Origin of the sequence: Chitinivorax tropicus (assembly GCF_014202905.1) — a bacterium.
In the GTDB taxonomy this organism is placed as follows: Bacteria; Pseudomonadota; Gammaproteobacteria; order Burkholderiales; family SCOH01; genus Chitinivorax; species Chitinivorax tropicus.
The window spans coordinates 108,660-125,002 of sequence record NZ_JACHHY010000013.1; the positions used below are offsets into that span (position 1 = coordinate 108,660).

The following is a 16,343-nucleotide window of genomic DNA, read 5'->3' on the forward strand; positions in this document are numbered from 1 at the left end:
CATCAGGCTTGGCCATTCCATGCAACAAAGTTGCTGAGCAGGCGCAGCCCCGCCGAGTGGCTTTTTTCGGGGTGGAATTGGGTGGCAAACAGATTGTTGCGGCCCACTGCACAGGTGAAACGGTTGGGGTAGGTGCTTTCGCCAGTGGTCAGCGCGGTATCGGGTGTGGTGACAAAATAGCTGTGTACGAAATAGAAGCGGGCACCATCTTCGATTCCATGCCAGAGTGGGTGCGGGCGGCTGTGCCACACCTCGCTCCAGCCCATGTGGGGGACTTTCAGCCGTTGCCCTTGTGCATCGACCATTTGATCGGAAGGGAAGCGTTTGACTTGCCCTGGCAGAATACCCAGGCCAGGGGTGTCAAATTCTTCGCTGTGCTCGAACAACATCTGCTCGCCAATGCAGATGCCCAGAAAAGGACGGTCGGTTGCTGTTGTGTGAACCGCATCGCGTAAGCCGCGCGTCGTCAGTTCCGCCATGCAATCGCGCATGGCCCCTTGCCCCGGAAACACCACCTTGTCCGCCTGTTCGATTTGTCGGGCATCACTGGTCAATAGTACCCGGGAGTCGGGTGCTACGTGTTCCAGCGCCTTGGTGACTGAACGCAAATTGCCCATGCCGTAATCAATGACTGCGATTGTCTGTTTCATCTTGTTATGGGTGTTATAGACCTAGAGAGTGCCTTTTGTCGATGGCGTGATGCCTGCCATCCGCGGATCAGGCTCCACCGCCATGCGCAAGGCACGGCCAAACGCCTTGAAGACGGTTTCTGCTTGATGGTGGGCGTTGTGGCCGCGCAGATTGTCGATATGGAGCGTGACACCTGCGTGATTGACAAAGCCCTGGAAGAACTCGTGAAACAGGTCAACGTCGAATTGGCCGATCATGGCGCGGGTGAATTCGACATGGAATGACAAGCCGGGGCGCCCCGACAGATCGACCACCACCCGCGATAATGCCTCGTCGAGCGGCACATAGGCATGCCCATAGCGGCGTACGCCTTTTTTATCACCCAGCGCTTTGGCAAAGGCTTGCCCCAGGGTGATGCCGATGTCCTCCGCTGTGTGGTGGCCATCGATATGTAAGTCACCATGGGCGACGATATCGAGATCGATCAAGCCATGACGGGCGATCTGATCCATCATGTGATCAAGAAAGGGCAACCCCGTCTCGAAGCGGGACTGGCCTGAGCCATCCAGATTCAATCTGACGGTGATCTGGGTTTCCAGGGTGTTGCGGGTGATAGCGGCTTCGCGCATTGCAGTCATCGACATGATTTCAGGCATCCATTGCCATTAAAGCGGATTTAAGTGCATCAAACAACAATTGATTTTCTTCGGATGTACCGACGGTCAGCCGCAGACAGTTCTGTAACAGTGGGTGGGCACCGTGCAGGTTCTTGACCAGGATACCCGCTACCTTCAATGCGGCGTGGACGGCAGGGGCGTCAGGTACGCGCACCAGAATGAAATTGGCGTCGGACGGGTACTGGGTCAGAGTGGGCAGGGTAGCCAGCCGCTCGACCTGTTGCATCCGTGCCTGCTTGATCTGTTCGGTCTGTTCACGGAGGACATCGATCTGATCCAGCAAGGTTTCCACTGCATATTGTGTCAGTACGTTGACATTGTAAGGCGGGCGTAGCTTTTCGAATTCATTGATCCAGGCTGGCGCGCCCACCATGAACCCCAGGCGCAGTCCGGCCATCCCTATTTTTGAGAGGGTGCGCAGAATCAGCAGATTGGGGAATTCGGTGACTTTGGGTAGAAAGCTATCGCGCGCGAATGCCTCATAGGCCTCATCGACCACCACCAAGCCCTTGGCCGCACGGATGATGCGGGTGATATGTTCGGCAGGGAAGTGGTTGCCGGTTGGGTTGTTGGGGTAGGCGATGAAGATCAGTGCGGGTTGTTCACGCTCGATGGTGGCCAGGGTGGCTTCGATATCAAGTGTGAAATCTTCGCGCAAGGGTACCCCTACATACTGCATCTGGCAGAAGGTGGCGATCATTCGATACATCACGAAGCTGGGTTCCAGGCTCATCAGCTTGGCGCCGGGCCTGGCGAGGCCCATGGCCAGGATCTGGATCAGTTCGTCAGAGCCATTCCCCAGCATCACCGCAGCTTGCTCTGGCAGGTTGTAGATACGCCGCAATCGGCCTTTCAGCTCACCATAGCCAGCATCAGGGTAGCGGTTGATGGCGATGTCACCCAGTCCTTGTCCAAGCTGTTGCCGCAATGCGGTCGGCAGGCGGTATGGGTTTTCCATGGCATCCAGCTTGACCATTTTGCTGGCCGGCGGGACATGATAGGCCGACATGGCCAGGATTTCTGGTCGGATCAGTTGTTCAGGTGTCGTCATGGCAATCTTCAGTCGAGTGATGTAGGCAGCTGGCGGCGTGCCGTCGCGTTCAATTGGTTTTCAACCGTAGCTCGGCGGCACGGGCATGTCCTTGTAGCCCTTCGCCGTGGGCCAGCACTGAGGCGACCCGCCCCAATGTGTCCGCACCCTCTGCCGATACCATGATCAGGCTGGAACGTTTCTGGAAATCATAGACACCCAATGGGCTGGCAAAGCGGGCCGTGCGGGAGGTCGGTAGCACATGATTGGGGCCAGCACAGTAATCGCCCAGCGATTCTGAGGTGTAACGTCCCATGAAAATGGCGCCCGCATGCCGGATCTTGGCTGCCATGGCCGGGGCGTCGGCCACGGACAATTCCAGATGCTCAGGGGCGATCCAGTTGGCAATGTCGCAGGCTTCATCCAGGCTGGCGACCTGAATCAGCGCCCCCCGCCCTGCCAATGAGGCGCGGATGATGTCCGCGCGGGGCATGGTTGGTAGCAGGCGTTCGATGCTGGCGCTGACTTGTTCGATGAAGTCGCCATCCGGGCTCAATAGAATGGCCTGGGCGATTTCGTCGTGCTCTGCTTGGCTGAACAGATCCATGGCAATCCAGTCTGGATTAGTCCGGCCATCACAGATGACCAGAATCTCGGATGGGCCTGCGACCATGTCGATGCCGACCACCCCGAACACATGCCGTTTGGCGGCGGCGACATAGGCATTGCCTGGGCCGACGATCTTGTCCACTTGCGGAATGCTGGCTGTGCCATAGGCCAGCGCGGCTACGGCCTGGGCGCCGCCAATGGTCAGTACGCGATGTACGCCAGCCAGGTAGGCCGCAGCGAGCACCAGCTGTTGCTCATCCCCTGCGCGGGCTGGTGAAACCATGATGATTTCACCCACTCCGGCAACCTGGGCCGGCATGGCATTCATCAGCACCGAGGAGGGATAGGCAGCCTTGCCGCCCGGCACATAGATGCCGACCCGATCCAGCGCAGTGATCTGTTGACCCAATACCGTGCCGTCAGCTTCCTGGTACTGCCAGGAGGATTGTTTCTGATGCTCGTGATAGCGGCGCACTCGTTCAGCAGCCAGGGTCAACGCCTGACGCGCCCGCTCCGGAAGCTGTTCATAAGCCGCTTGCAGCGCAGCATGGGGGATTTCCAGTGCGGCCATCGATGAGGCATCGATGCGATCGAAGCGGCGGGTGTATTCCAATACAGCCTCGTCGCCACGTTGTTTGACATCAGCCAGAATGGCCTGGACGGCAGCATCGACCTTTGGGTCCTGAGCGGATTCAAAGGCCAGAAGCTGGCTTAATTCGGCGCGAAAGCCGGGACTGCGGGAATCGAGACGGCGAAGGGTGGCCATGGTGTTCGGTCCTGTGCGAAGCAATATTATATCGTTCGCGCGGCATTTTTGTTTGGAAAATTGCCGTTTGGCGGTCCCGAACAGGGCCGCGCATGCCTGCTCAAGACCAGTGCTCAGTGGTCGTGATGATGCATGGCGTGTTTGAATGCATCAAATATGGGAGCCAGTTTGCCGCGTTTCAGTTTGTAGGCTGCTTGATTGACTACCAGGCGAGAGCTGACATCAAGAATATGCTCGACCGCGACCAGGTTGTTGGCTTTCAAGGTGCCACCTGTGCTCACCAGGTCAACGATGACATCGGACAGGCCGACCAGTGGCGCCAGCTCCATGGAGCCATACAGCTTGATCAGGTCAATGTGTACGCCCTTGGCGGCAAAGTGTTTGCGGGCGGAGTCCACGTACTTGGTGGCCACCCGCAGCCGCGCGCCACGCGCAACAGCGGAGGTGTAGTCGAATCCGGCGCGGGTGGCGACCATCAGCCGACACTGGGCGATTTCCAGATCCAGGGGCTGATAGAGATTGTTGCCGCCATGCTCCAGCAGCACGTCCTTGCCCGCCACGCCGAGATCTGCCGCGCCATGTTCCACATACGTCGGCACATCGGTTGCACGGACGATGATCAATCGCACGTCGTCACGATTGGTGCCGATGATCAGTTTCCGGGAGGTTTCCGGGTTTTCCGCTGGGACGATGCCTGCTGCTTCCAGCAAAGGGAGTGTCTCGTCAAAAATGCGGCCTTTTGATAAGGCAATGGTGATCGTGCTCACGAAATTGGGCTTGTTGGAAAGATTCCACCCGATTGTATCCGATTTTGTTAAAAATGTTGCGTTGCATTGGCAGAAAACACGCCATGCTGCTTTCTTGGTGGTGAAGGCCGGTCGGGCCGAGTGCGTGTGCTTTCAGAAAAAGCCTTTTATTTCCTGGGTATGTGCTTACATCTGAAAGTATGCGGAAGGCGCCACCTGTATGGATGGCGTCTGACGGGCGGTGGTCGTGGTGTCTGTCAGCTGATCCGCTCGATTTGCGCACCCACGGCGGACAGTTTGCGCTCGATGTGCTCGTAACCACGATCCAGATGGTAGATGCGATCCACGATAGTGTCGCCCTCTGCGATCAGGCCGGCAATGACCAGGCTGGCTGAGGCCCGTAGATCAGTTGCCATGACCGTGGCGCCAGACAGCTTCTCGACACCACGGGTGATGGCGGTATGGCCGCTGGTCTCGATATCGGCGCCCATGCGGCTCAGTTCCGGGGCGTGCATGAAGCGGTTCTCGAAGATGGTTTCGGTAATCACGCCGGTGCCGTCGGCAATGGCGTTCAGCATCATGAATTGCGCCTGCATATCGGTTGGGAAGGCTGGGTAGGGCAGGGTGCGGATATTCACCGCCGCTGGTCGGCGCTTCATGTCCAGGCTGATCCAGTCTTTGCCTGCCTCGATGTGGGCGCCTGCTTCTTTCAGTTTGTCCAACACCGCATCCAGCATGTCGGCACGGGTGTTGCGCATAACCAGGTGGCTTTGGCTGGCGGCTGCGGCCACCAGAAAGGTGCCGGTTTCGATGCGGTCGGGCATGACACGATGGTGTGCGCCGTGCAGTCTGTCCACCCCTTCGATGGTGATGGTGTCGCTGCCGGCACCGTAGATCTTGGCGCCCATGGCGGTCAGGCAGGCCGCGAGATCAACAACTTCCGGCTCGCGCGCAGCATTCTCGATGGTGGTGACGCCCTCGGCCAGTACGGCGGCCATCATCAGATTTTCCGTGCCGGTCACGGTCACCATGTCGGTGACGATCCGTGCGCCTTTCAGGCGGGTGGCCTTGGCCTTGATGTAGCCGTGCTCAATCTTGATCTCGGCGCCCATGGCCGCCAGCCCTTTGATATGCTGATCAACCGGTCGTGTGCCGATGGCGCAGCCGCCTGGCAGGCTGACGGTGGCTTCGCCAAAGCGGGCCAGCATCGGGCCCAATACCAGAACCGATGCGCGCATGGTCTTCACCAGCTCATAGGAGGCGATCAGCTGATCGACCTGATTGGCGGTGATCTCGAACTCGTGCACATTGTCGGTCATGACACGCACGCCCATCTGCTGCAGCAGCTTCTGGGTGGTCAGCACATCACGCAGCTGCGGGACGTTGGTCAGCCGCAGGGTGTCTGCGGTCAATAACCCGGCGCAAAGGATCGGCAAGGCGGCATTCTTGGCGCCGGAGATGAGGATTTCACCCCGCAGGGGCGCACCGCCAGTGATCTTGAGCTTATCCATCTGCTCAGCCTTGCGCGGCAGCCCATTGCTCAGGGCTGAAGGTCTTCATCGACAACGCGTGGATTTCCTCACGCATCCTGTCCCCCAGGGCTTGGTAGACACGTTGATGCTGTTGCACACGGTTTTTGCCGGCGAATTCCGCGCTGACGATCAAGGCTTCGAAATGATGGCCATCGCCTTGTACTTCCAGTATGTCACAGGGCAGGTTGGCGGCGATGTATTGTTTGACTTGTTCCGGGGTCACCATGGTGGTTGTCGCATCCAGTAAGGTTGATTGAGCAAGGGGTAGCCGATCGGCTGCAAGCTCAATGTCGGAGTTTGTAACCGGTTTTCAATAGGTGCAAGGTGAACAATGTCAGCCCTGACGTGCAGCTGGCGATGATCAGCAGGCTGTGCCAGGGGTTGATGTCCGATGCACCGAGAAAACCGAAACGGAATCCGTCGATCATGTAGAAGAACGGGTTGAAATGCGAAATGTCCTGCCAGACAGGGGGCAGGGAGTGAATCGAATAGAATACGCCCGCCAGGAAGGTGAGCGGCATGATCAGAAAATTCTGGAACCCGGCGAGCTGGTCGAATTTCTCAGCCCAGATGCCAGCAATCAAGCCCAGGGTGGCCAGCATGGCGCACCCGAGCAATGAGAACACCAAGGCCCAGATCGGGTGCGGCAGGGTGGGCGGGATGAACAACCAGGTCACTGCGAACACGCCCAGGCCGACCGCCAAGCCGCGAACAACCGAGGCGATGACATAGGCGCCGAAGAATTCGAGGTGGGTCAGCGGCGGCAGCAAGATGAAGACGATATTGCCTGTGATCTTGGATTGGATCAGGCTGGATGAGCTGTTGGCAAAGGCGTTTTGCAACATCGACATCATCACCAGTCCAGGGATCAGGAAGTGCACATATTGGATGTCCTGATACACCTTGACGTGGCTGCCAATGGCATGGGAGAAGATCAGCAGGTAGAGCAGTGCAGTGACAACCGGGGCCAGGATGGTCTGCAGGCTGACCTTCCAGAAACGGAGCACTTCTTTGTAAAGCAGGGTCGAGAAGCCAGTCATGTCGGGGCGATCAAGGTTGGTGCATGAATTGGACGAATACATCTTCCAGATTGGGCTGTTCGAGCGCCAGGTCTTTGACGCTCACCCCGGCCTCTCGCAAGGTCTGCAGCACGGCTTCGAGCTGGTCGAGTGCAGGGAGCCTCAGTCGGTGGTAGCCGTCCTCCTGGCTGATCAGCATGGGGTGCAAGCTGGTGGGCAGCATGTCGGGCATCAGTTTGATGCGTAGCTGAGGTGTGGCTTGGCGATTCAGGAAATTGGCCTTGTCATCCAGCGCGATGACGCGCCCTTGCTTGAGCATGGCGATACGATTGCACAGCGTTTCGGCTTCTTCCAGGTAATGGGTGGTCAATACGATGGTGTGTCCTGCCTGGTTGAGCTGCTTGATGAATTCCCACAGGCTTTGCCGCAATTCGACATCGACACCAGCCGTTGGCTCATCCAACACGATCACCGGGGGTTTGTGCACCAGCGCCTGCGCGACCAGTACGCGTCGCTTCATGCCGCCAGACAGGGCTCGCATGTTGACGTCTGCCTTGTTCATCAAGTCCAGATTGGTCATGACTTCGTCGATCCAGTCATCGTTGTGCTTCAAGCCAAAGTAACCTGACTGGATGCGCAAGGTTTCGCGCACGGTAAAAAACGGATCAAACACCAGCTCTTGCGGCACGATGCCCAGCTTGCGTCGCGCGTTGCGGTAATCGCTCACCACATTGTGGCCCATGACTTCGACCACGCCACTGTCGGCACGGGTCAGCCCGGCCAGGATGGTGATCAGTGTGGTCTTGCCAGCACCGTTGGGGCCGAGCAGCGCAAAGAATTCACCTGGAAGGATATCCAGGCTGACTTGGTCGAGCGCTTGCAAGGATTTGAAGCGCTTGCTGATCTGGTGGATGCGGATGGCGGCCTTCATCGGCGGAGGCTTGCAATGAAAGCGCTCCATTCTACACGAGCGATCTGGAGTTGGGGTGGGGCTGGCGGAGTCGATCTGTTGGTCGATGCCATCCGCCAAAAAACAAGCCGCCCGATGAGCGGCCTGTCGGTCATGTTGAAGGTGCTTGGTGGGCTGTCAGAAACGGGTCAGCAGGCTGAGGCCGGCGCTGCGTTCCTTGCTGTCACGCATGCCGATCACCTGTTGGTAATTCAGCCCGACCGTGGTGGCCCTGCCGATATCGACATTGACGCCCGCGCCAACCGTGCCGTAGCTGTCATCCTGGCGGGCAATCTGGACATCGAATCCACCCGGCATGTTGACCAGGCCGACCGTCAGCTTGCGATCACCGCCCTTGAATTCATGCTTGCCGGCCAGATCCAGATAGGGACGGATCTGGCCGAAGCCAGCCGCGAAATTGCCTTCGACGGCCAAGCCCAGGCTGCCGACGACCGATTTGACCTTTTGGCTGCTGAATGTCATGGCTGTTGAGCGTCCGCTACCTTCCTGATAGGCGGCAATGTCGATGTTCTGATAGGCCAGCCCTGCTTTGGGGATGAGCTTGATCGGCCCCATCGGCATTCTGTAACCCAGGCCCAGCTTCAGTTGGGTGCGATCCGCCTTGGCATTGCCATTTTCGATGCGGGTGGCCGCGCCCAGCTTGATGGCGCGTTCGATCTTGTCGAAATTGGTATTGCCGATGCTGCCCAGCCAATTGACATACCAGTTGTCCAGATCCGCTTGCCCGAACACGCTCAATGTCGTCTCGCGGCTTTGCACCCGGCCACTGCCGCTCAGCTGGCCTGCCTGCTCATTGCGCGAGACAGCAAAGCCGATGTTGACGTTGTCGGTGGCGAGCACATCAAACCCAACTGTGGCGCTGAGCTTGTCCTTGCCGTCGAAGCGCGGTTGGGTGTCACGCGCTGAGCGATCCATGCGGGTGCTGCCTGCATCGACGAACACCCGATAACCACCGGTGCTCTGGCGCGTGCCAGCGAGTGACCGCAAGTGGTTGTCGATGACTGCTTCATGCGCTCGGCCTCCTGCCAGTTGCAGATCGACCAAAGGGGCGATGGCATTGCCTGCGTCCAGAATCGAGATCAGGTAATCTGCAATCAGCGCGTGCATTTGTGGTGTCGGGTGGCGGTCATCGGCAAACAGGTAGGTTTTGCTGCTGTCTACGCCTGGTGTATTGGCAGAGCATTGAATGGAGTTCACCAGCGTGTTCGGGCAGGCGGCGCCGGTCACATTGTCGATGCCATAGAGTTTGGAATCGGCCACCACTTCATCAACCAGATGGAAGATATCCGCCGGGATGACATTGATGCCTTGTGTGATCATGCCCGCACTGACCGCCAGGTTGAAGCCCTCACTCAATTGTTTGCCACCAGCCGCCGCCCGGGCAAGGGCGGTGGCCACGGTGCCATCGGGCAGAGGTACGCCAGCGGCAGTGAAGGCAGCCTGGGCTGCGGCGGCAGCATTGTTGCGTGCGGTGGTGGGGTCATCACTGGCGCGATATTGCGCAAACATGGCATTGACCGCTGCCGTGCGAATGGCGTTGGTAGCGGTGCTGATGCCGGCACTAATGGCGGCGCTACGGTTGGCGGCTGGAATGCTGCCAGCGGCGATGCCTGCATCGACCTGTGCGGTGACCGCATTGGTGATGCCCGTGGCCACTGCGCTGTTGGCCAGAATGCCATCGATGGCACCGAACGCGACACCGGGTACGTTCGCAAAGTTGGGTAGATTAGGCACGACAATGGTTTTGGCGCCAGCCTGACGTAGACGGGCGACCTGGGTGAGCAGGCTTGTCGCTGATGCCTGGATTTCTGCAGCGGCATCAGCAGGATTGCTCGCCGCCTTGGCCAATGCGACCGGGACATCGTTGCCACCGGTGTACATAATATATAGTGCATTGGGATCGACGCCGTTGACATTGCGTGCCTTGAAGTCATCCAATGCATTGGTCACCTGGGTCGGCAGATCATGGATGTTGCCGAATAGCCCATTACGATCGGATTCAATGGATCGCGCACCGCCTTGAGCGTAGTTGTTGCCTGTGCGGGGGGTGTTCGGATTGTCCCGATTGTTGGCAATCATCGATTTGCCATAATGTTCAGCCACCCGATCAACATAGACCAGCCCTGGATTGACGGTGAATCGCGCACCGGGGGCGACACCCGCCCCCCCGGCAAAGGCGCCGGTATCCGACAGGCTGTCGCCGAATACATACATTTGGCTGTAGCTGTCGGCCTGTGCCGCACCGCTGAAGCTGCTGGCCACCGCGAGTGCTATGAGCGGTTTGACAAACTTTTTCATGATTTCTCCTGGTTTCTCAAGGCTATTGATATCTGGCAGTGATAATGCCGGACCTGGTCTGCTTGGTTGTGTTGATACAGTCTCATGGCCCTGCCGAGTGGCGTGTCGGAGCAGGGTCAAGCACCACAAGTTCCCTGCCGTGGGCCAAATCAGCGAAGCGCATGATGAGTGACCGGGGTCAGTATCGATGTGGGTTTATGAATCCATGTCAACAGAACTAGTGTTTGCCGCTGATAGTGATAATTGACTGATGTGAGCGGATGTCAAGGTGAATTCCAGCAAGCAGACGACCTGCCCAGTGCTTCCGGCTGGAGCGGCCCATGCCTCTCCCTGCTGTGCCATGTCGATTCACCTTGCTGCTTCAACGAATTGTAGGGGTGGTTTTCATTGTTGGCACGATTGATTGCGGCAATTGCATGCGACCAGGCACGATACGGTGTAATTACTCTAATCACAAGACTACAACACGTTGTTCGGAGCAAAAACGCCGTCTGTGCCGGAACGCACCAGCCGTTACATAGCCATTCAGTGGAAATCGGATACACTAGATAAAGTATAGGGGCACTTTCTAAAGCATGAGCACTGTAGCGCTTGTCGGGCGCATGACATAATGCATTCGTTCGATCACTACCAAATTCTCAGCAAGCTTGGCCAGGGGGCCATGGGTGTCGTCTATAAGGCGACCGATACCCGCTTGGATCGACCCGTTGCCCTGAAGGTCATGAGCATCAACCTGGAGCCGACCTTGCGCGAGCAGTTTGCTGCCCGCCTGCAACAGGAGGCGCGTTCGGCTGGGCGGCTGAATCATCCGAACATCATCACCATCTATGAATGCGAACGGGTCAATGACCTGCCTTACATTGCGATGGAGTTTGTCGATGGTCCGTCGCTGGCCGATATGCAAGAGACCGGCAAACAACTGCCCATCGACAAGGTATTGAAGATTCTGCGGCAGCTACTGAAAGGGTTGTCGTATGCCCACCAGAACAGCATCGTGCATCGTGATATCAAGCCTGGTAATTTGATGTTCACCAGCACCGGTGTGCTGAAGATCACCGATTTCGGCATCGCGCAGATGCCAGCCAGCGACCTGACCCAGACGGACACCCCGCTGGGGTCTCCCCGCTATATGTCCCCTGAGCAGGTATCCGCCAAGCGGGTGGATGGGCGTTCCGATATTTTCTCGTGTGGTGTGCTGCTCTACGAAATGTTGACTGGCAAGGCGCCCTTTGATGCCGACAATGTGGCCAGCGTCGTCTACAAGATCTTGTTCGAAATGCCACCTGCGCCGATCGAGCTGAATCCGGCGGTCCCAAAATGGCTGAGCGATTTGACCATGATCTGCTTGGCCAAGGCGCCCGAGCAGCGTTTTCAATCCGCCGAGGCCATGTTGGATGCGGTGCGAGGTGGGTTGCGCGAGCGGGATGAAGAGCTGGTCGCCCATGGCACCCTGATACCCAAGCCAGAAGCGGTGGTGGCCGCCAAACACCCCGCCCCGGCGGCGGCAGGGACCAAAAAGAAGCACGCTGTCGGCAAGCCGTTGGCCATCTGGGGCGGGGTGTTGGTGGCGGTGGGGCTGCTGGCCGTCGGCGTGGGGGTATGGTTGAGCACCCGGCTGCAGCCAGTCACTTCACCCAGCCAGGCACCTGTCGTGGCGACACAGCCGACCACACTTGATCCCCAAGCCAATTGGAAAAACGCCGGTGCAGCCACGCTGGTGACGCCGCCCAAAGTCGAGCCCCCGGCGGCAGTTTCTTTGTCCGAGTCGGATGAGGTGGTCACGCAGCCCGATGCAAATGCGGCCAATTCGGCCACGGCGTCACAGCCTGTTCCGGCTGGTGCCGCTGTGGTTCCCTTGCGTACCGAAAAAGGGGGGGACAGCCGGGGGCGTAAGCCGACCAAGGATGTCAAACCCGACAAACCAGAGACGCCCGAGCCGGTCAGGCAACCGCAGATCGTGCGGGAGCGAGAACCGGAGCCATCTCCGCCCGCGCCCAAGCCAGCCGAGCAGCACAGGCCGCGTAACAATGACAACAAGTCATTTTGGGGCAAGCAGCTGGATTGTGTTCGCGATGGCAAATGCGAAGCACCTGTCGAGCAGCGCACCAAGCGCGATCGGTGAGCCTCATCTCTTCTGCCGTACCTGTCTGCTGAGTCCCGGCAAATAGGCGGTTCAATTGACGGGGGCTCATCGTCACCTGTCACAGCAAATCATTCACCTTCGCCGCATGTGGCTTGTCCCAAGTCTCGGCTCAGACCCAAGATCAGGCTGGCGCAACCAGCGGGCCTGATCAACGGAACCCTGCCCGGTTTCAAAAGCAAGCGACACCTGTCGCCTGTCAATTCATATCAATTCAGCTTGGTGAGAAAAAGTAACAAGATAGATGCATTTATATCGCTTGTGGCTGGTGTGGCCCAGGAGTAGGCTTGTTTTTACTCAGGCATTGGTGATCATCATGTCCTTTTCTTCACAGATCTATATCTCTCGGTGGGCGCTGTTCAAGGCATTTTTCAAAATGGGGGTATCTGGCTTTGGCGGGGTGCTGCCGTGGGCCAGATTGGTGTTGGTAGATGAAAAGCGCTGGCTGACGGATCGGGAGTTCGCGGAGCGGCTGGGGCTGAGCCAGGTGTTGCCAGGCCCCAATATCATCAATCTGGCGGTGGGGTTCGGTGCGCAGCATCATGGCGCGGTGGGGGCCCTGCTGGCGGCGGGTGGCTTGTTGTCGGCACCCTTGGTGATTGTATTGTCGTTGGCGACGGCATATCAACACCTTGGCCACCATGTGCTTGTCGGTCGTGCGCTGGATGGAGTGGCTGCTGCCGCAGCGGGCATGATGCTGGCTGCGGGTATCAAACTGTTGCTGGCGCTGCCGAGGCAGGGCTGGCGGTGGGGTGTATGTGGTGTGGCGTTATTGGGGCTGGTGGCGTGGCATTGGCCGCTGTGGGCGCTGGTGCTGTGCCTAGGGCCAGTCGGCATCTGGCTGGATCGTCGCACCGATCTGACAACCCGGAATTGAATGGAGCACAACAGTATGCTGCAACTGATCATGACATTTGCGATGTTGTCACTGTTGGCGGTGGGTGGGGCGAATTCGACCATGCTCGAAATCCATCGCCAGAGCGTCGTTGTGCATCAATGGCTGACGGACGCTGAATTCACCACGCTGTTTGCGCTGACCCAGGCAGCGCCTGGCCCCAATGTGCTGATCGTCAGCTTGATCGGCTGGAAAGTGGCGGGTTTGACAGGGGGTGTGGTAACCACCCTGGCCATGTGTGGGCCGTCATCTGTTCTGGCGTTCGCCGTGGCACGTCTTTCCGACCGTTTTCGCGATTCGCCCTGGCGGCGTTGGATTCAGCGGGGCTTGGCACCCGTGGCGGTTGGCATGGTGCTGGGCAGCGCCGGATTATTGGTGCAGATGACCGGTGTCAACTCAATGTGCTGGCTGGTGGCTGGGGTGTCCACCGCCATTTTCCTGTGTACGCGGCTGCACCCGTTATGGGTGCTGGCTTGTGCCGGGGCGCTGAATCTGTGGCTGGGGGCATGATGGCAGGGAGAAACCCCAATACCGCCTGAACAGATGCGGGTGGCAGGGTGGCATTTGCTACAATGAAGGCAGCTGACTTGGGAATGTAACAAACATGCCTTATAAACAACCAGTTTCCACATTGGTCGTGATTCACACGGCAGATGCGCAGGTGTTGCTGATCGAACGGGCCGACTATGCTGGTGCATGGCAGTCCGTGACTGGCAGCCGGGAGGGGGAAGAGCTGTTGATCGATACCGCCCGCCGTGAGGTGGCCGAGGAAACAGGGTTTGATGCCAGCCGGTTTGAATTGACTGATTGGCATTGTCAACATCAATACGAGATCTATGAGCGTTGGCGGCATCGTTATCCTCCGGGCACTACGCACAATACCGAGCATGTGTTCGGGCTGTTGTTGCCGTCGATGCTGACGCCGCGTCTGGCGCCTCGTGAGCATGTCGGTTTTGTCTGGTTGCCATGGGGGCAAGCTGCAGACAAGGTGTTTTCATGGAGCAATGCCGCGGCCATCCGCCAGCTTCCCGAGCGGCTTGGTTTGACGGTGTGAAAGGATCGTCGTGGCCGTATTACGGATCGCCACCTACAACATCCACAAAGGCATGTCGCAGTTCAACCGCCGGCTGACCGTGCATGATCTGTCACAGCATTTGAAACAGCTGCACTCTGACATCATCTTTCTGCAGGAAGTACAGGGGGCGCACGATCAGCAGGCCCGGCGTTTCGTTGCGTGGCCCCGCTCGCCACAGCACGAGTTTCTGGCCGATTCGCTCTCGCACCGGGTGGCCTATGGCCGCAATGCCATCTATGACGATGGCCATCATGGCAATGCCATTCTCAGCCGGTTTCCCATCATCAGCACCGAAAATCAGGACGTGTCGGTCAACCCGTTTGAGAAACGCGGGTTGCTGCATTGCGAAATCGAGGTGCCTTGCTGGCCGCAATCGGTGCATGCCATCTGTGTGCATCTGAATCTGCTGGGGCATGATCGCAAGAAGCAGATCCGAGCGCTGCGTGAGCGCATCGCCACTTTGGTGCCCTCTCATGCACCGCTGATCATCGCTGGGGATTTCAATGACTGGCGGCAGCAAGCCACCGAATTGCTGACCAACGAGTTGCACCTGCGCGAGGCGTTCGAGACTTTGCACGGAACGCCCGCCCGTAGCTTCCCCAGCCGACTGCCGGTGCTGACATTGGATCGGATCTATTACCGTGGCTTTACCATAGAGCATGCACAGGTGCATTCGGGGCGGCCATGGTCGCGCATTTCCGACCATGCCCCGTTGTCGGCCACCATGCGCCGCGTATAGACTGGCGCGATGGAGCGCTTCTATTTCGGAAACCAGATCGAGCTGCTGAAAAATGGTGATGGCTATTTCCCGGCGCTGTTACGGGAGATCACCACTGCACGCTACTCCATCCACATTGAAACCTATATCTTCGAGCTGGACGACAGCGGGGTGCCGGTTGCGGAGGCCCTGATCGCCGCAGCGGCACGCGGGGTGCAGGTGCATTTGTTGCTGGATGGATTCGGCGCCCGTGATTTTCCGACCAGTTGGCAAGCCCGCATGCTCAAGGCGGGCATCCGCCTGTTGTTCTTCCGACCGGAGATTTCCCGTTGGGCATTGCAGCGCCGACGTTTACGCCGCTTGCACCGCAAGATTGCGGTGATTGATGCGCGAGTGGCATTCGTGGGTGGGATCAATATCATCGATGATCGCAATACCCCTCACCAGGTGCCGCCACGCTACGACTATGCCGTGCGGGTGCAGGGGCCGTTGTTGCCGGCCATTCAAGATGCGGTGCGCCATATGTGGTGGCAGGTGTGCTGGGCGCAGTTCAAGCAGCCGTGGTTGACTGTGTTGAGCTACCCCGCCGAGTCGCAGGTGATGGGCGATATGGAGGCGGCACTGGTGGTGCGTGACAATTTGCGGCATCGTCGGGCGATCGAGCAGTGTTATCTGGCAGCCATTCAACGTGCACATCACGAAATCCTTATCGCCAACGCCTATTTTCTGCCAGGGATCGCATTCCGGCGCGCCCTGTTCGCGGCTGCCAAGCGAGGGGTCAGGGTGGTTGTACTGTTGCAGGGGCGGGTGGAGTATCTGCTGCTGCATTATGCAACCCGCACCCTTTACCGCAGCTTTCTCGATAATGGCATCGAGATCTGGGAGTATCGACGAAGTTTCATGCACGCCAAGGTGGCTGTGATCGATGGGGTGTGGGCGACCGTCGGATCGAGCAATATCGACCCATTCAGCTTGTTGTTGGCCCGAGAGGCCAATGTGGTGGTGCGTGATTCACGGTTTGCCGCCGAGCTGCGGCATGATCTGTTCCACTCACTGGCCTATGCTTCTGCCCGTGTCGAGCTGGATGAAGTCCGTCGCGCGCCCTGGTGGCGCCGCATCCTGCCTTGGTTGTCCTATGCATTGGTGCGCTCCGCCATGGGCATCGTGGGCTATGGCCGTCAGGAATACACGGCATCGGATGAATGAGGGCAGGGTAATGCGGTGCACCACGACCTTCA

16 protein-coding genes are annotated in these 16,343 nt (G+C 58.5%); 6 read left to right on the forward strand and 10 right to left on the reverse strand.

What is annotated here, in order from left to right:
• Positions 1-2 precede the first annotated feature (2 nt).
• The 10 genes from hisH to HNQ59_RS11615 all read right to left on the reverse strand — a co-directional run bounded on the left by hisH (position 3) and on the right by HNQ59_RS11615 (position 10,277).
• Positions 3-650 carry an imidazole glycerol phosphate synthase subunit HisH gene (gene hisH, locus HNQ59_RS11570; RefSeq protein ID WP_184039302.1) on the reverse strand — a complete coding sequence of 216 codons (648 nt, stop codon included), beginning with the start codon at positions 648-650 and terminating at the stop codon, positions 3-5.
• Between the two features lie 21 nt (positions 651-671).
• Positions 672-1,259 (reverse strand): imidazoleglycerol-phosphate dehydratase HisB, encoded by a 588-nt coding sequence (gene hisB / locus HNQ59_RS11575; protein WP_184039389.1) that lies wholly within the window; start codon positions 1,257-1,259, stop codon positions 672-674.
• A gap of 19 nt (positions 1,260-1,278) precedes the next feature.
• Positions 1,279-2,358 (reverse strand): histidinol-phosphate transaminase, encoded by a 1,080-nt coding sequence (hisC, locus tag HNQ59_RS11580; protein WP_184039304.1) that lies wholly within the window; start codon positions 2,356-2,358, stop codon positions 1,279-1,281.
• A gap of 49 nt (positions 2,359-2,407) precedes the next feature.
• Positions 2,408-3,712: a histidinol dehydrogenase gene (gene hisD, locus HNQ59_RS11585; protein WP_184039307.1), complete on the reverse strand. Its 1,305-nt coding sequence runs from the start codon at positions 3,710-3,712 to the stop codon at positions 2,408-2,410.
• Positions 3,713-3,825: 113 nt separating this feature from the next.
• Positions 3,826-4,479, reverse strand: a complete 654-nt coding sequence (hisG, locus tag HNQ59_RS11590) for an ATP phosphoribosyltransferase (protein WP_184039310.1) — start codon at positions 4,477-4,479, stop codon at positions 3,826-3,828.
• A 236-nt stretch (positions 4,480-4,715) separates the two neighbouring features.
• Positions 4,716-5,969, reverse strand: a complete 1,254-nt coding sequence (murA, locus tag HNQ59_RS11595; protein WP_184039313.1) for a UDP-N-acetylglucosamine 1-carboxyvinyltransferase — start codon at positions 5,967-5,969, stop codon at positions 4,716-4,718.
• Between the two features lie 4 nt (positions 5,970-5,973).
• Complete coding sequence (locus HNQ59_RS11600; protein WP_184039316.1) at positions 5,974-6,216, reverse strand: BolA family protein; 243 nt, start codon at positions 6,214-6,216, stop codon at positions 5,974-5,976.
• Between the two features lie 58 nt (positions 6,217-6,274).
• Positions 6,275-7,030, reverse strand: a complete 756-nt coding sequence (locus HNQ59_RS11605; RefSeq protein WP_184039319.1) for an ABC transporter permease — start codon at positions 7,028-7,030, stop codon at positions 6,275-6,277.
• Between the two features lie 10 nt (positions 7,031-7,040).
• Positions 7,041-7,940, reverse strand: a complete 900-nt coding sequence (locus HNQ59_RS11610; protein WP_184039392.1) for an ABC transporter ATP-binding protein — start codon at positions 7,938-7,940, stop codon at positions 7,041-7,043.
• 156 nt (positions 7,941-8,096) lie between these two features.
• Complete coding sequence (locus HNQ59_RS11615) at positions 8,097-10,277, reverse strand: autotransporter domain-containing protein (protein WP_184039323.1); 2,181 nt, start codon at positions 10,275-10,277, stop codon at positions 8,097-8,099.
• A 610-nt stretch (positions 10,278-10,887) separates the two neighbouring features.
• Between HNQ59_RS11615 and HNQ59_RS11620 the strand changes: the two genes are divergently transcribed.
• From HNQ59_RS11620 to clsB, 6 genes are all read left to right on the forward strand, one after another.
• Complete coding sequence (locus HNQ59_RS11620) at positions 10,888-12,399, forward strand: serine/threonine-protein kinase (protein ID WP_281397211.1); 1,512 nt, start codon at positions 10,888-10,890, stop codon at positions 12,397-12,399.
• 334 nt (positions 12,400-12,733) lie between these two features.
• Positions 12,734-13,294 carry a chromate transporter gene (locus HNQ59_RS11625; protein WP_184039329.1) on the forward strand — a complete coding sequence of 187 codons (561 nt, stop codon included), beginning with the start codon at positions 12,734-12,736 and terminating at the stop codon, positions 13,292-13,294.
• A gap of 15 nt (positions 13,295-13,309) precedes the next feature.
• Complete coding sequence (locus tag HNQ59_RS11630) at positions 13,310-13,822, forward strand: chromate transporter (protein WP_246490966.1); 513 nt, start codon at positions 13,310-13,312, stop codon at positions 13,820-13,822.
• A 94-nt stretch (positions 13,823-13,916) separates the two neighbouring features.
• Positions 13,917-14,366 (forward strand): dihydroneopterin triphosphate diphosphatase, encoded by a 450-nt coding sequence (nudB, locus tag HNQ59_RS11635; RefSeq protein ID WP_184039332.1) that lies wholly within the window; start codon positions 13,917-13,919, stop codon positions 14,364-14,366.
• A 10-nt stretch (positions 14,367-14,376) separates the two neighbouring features.
• Positions 14,377-15,126 carry an endonuclease/exonuclease/phosphatase family protein gene (locus tag HNQ59_RS11640; protein ID WP_184039333.1) on the forward strand — a complete coding sequence of 250 codons (750 nt, stop codon included), beginning with the start codon at positions 14,377-14,379 and terminating at the stop codon, positions 15,124-15,126.
• Positions 15,127-15,135: 9 nt separating this feature from the next.
• On the forward strand, positions 15,136-16,311 hold the full coding sequence (gene clsB, locus HNQ59_RS11645) for a cardiolipin synthase ClsB (protein ID WP_184039334.1): 1,176 nt from the start codon (positions 15,136-15,138) through the stop codon (positions 16,309-16,311).
• Positions 16,312-16,343: the final 32 nt, after the last annotated feature.